This window comes from Mesorhizobium sp. M7A.F.Ca.CA.002.15.2.1 (genome assembly GCF_003998715.1).
GTDB classification, from domain to species: domain Bacteria; phylum Pseudomonadota; class Alphaproteobacteria; order Rhizobiales; family Rhizobiaceae; genus Mesorhizobium; species Mesorhizobium ciceri.
The window spans coordinates 1-932 of the sequence record NZ_RZPI01001117.1 but is presented as its reverse complement, the minus strand read 5'-3'; the positions used below and the strand labels follow the sequence as shown (position 1 = coordinate 932).

Below are 932 nucleotides of genomic sequence, written 5' to 3'. Positions count from 1 at the left end.
GCCTGGCGATCCCGACCCCGCCCCGGTGTTCGAGATCAGGGCCAAGGGCAAGAGCTTTGTCGATTTCCAGCATGACGTAACGGCCGAGGACGTGCGGCTGGCTCACCGGGAAGGCTTTGTCTCGGTCGAGCATCTCAAGCGCTACACCACGCTCGGCATGGCGACCGACCAGGGCAAGAGCTCCAACGTGCCTGGCCTTGCCATCATGGCCGAGGCGCTGGGCAAGCCGATCCCCGAGGTCGGCACGACACGCTTCCGGCCGCCCTTTGCTCCGGTGTCGATCGGCTCGCTGGCTGCCGAGCGTTTTGGCGACCTGAAGCCAGAACGATTGACGCCGATGCATGACTGGCATCTGGCCAATGGCGCGACGATGTATTCCGCCGGCCTCTGGTACCGGCCGATGATCTATGGGCTTTCAGGCGAAACGGTCGAGCAGGCCTATGTGCGCGAAGCCAAGGCGACGCGCGAAAGCGCCGGCATCGTCGATGTCTCGACACTGGGTAAGATCGCGGTGCAAGGCCCTGATGCCGCCGCATTCCTCGACCGCGTCTACACCAACATGTTTTCGACGCTGGCCGTCGGCAAGGCCCGCTACGGGCTGATGCTGCGCGAGGACGGCCTCGCCTTCGACGATGGCACCACCTGGCGGCTCGGCGAGCAGGATTTTCTGATGACCACCACCACGGCCAACGCCGGCAAGGTGATGCAGCATCTGGAATATTTCCTCGACGTGATCTGGCCGGAGCTGAAAGTCCACGTCACCTCGGTGACAGACGAATGGGCAGGTGCCGCGATCGGCGGCCCGAAGGCCAGGCAGATCCTCGCCGCCTGTGTCACCGGCACGTCGGTCGACAACGCCACCTTGCCCTTCATGGGCATCGTGCGCGGCGAAATATCAGGCGTGCCGGTGACACAGGCGGCGAGGATCTGCC

Annotated in this window: 1 pseudogene; it reads left to right on the top strand. The window is 64.6% G+C overall.

Going from position 1 to position 932, the window contains the following annotated elements:
* Window positions 1-932, top strand: a pseudogene (locus ENZ74_RS33040) (sarcosine oxidase subunit alpha family protein); the annotation flags it as partial.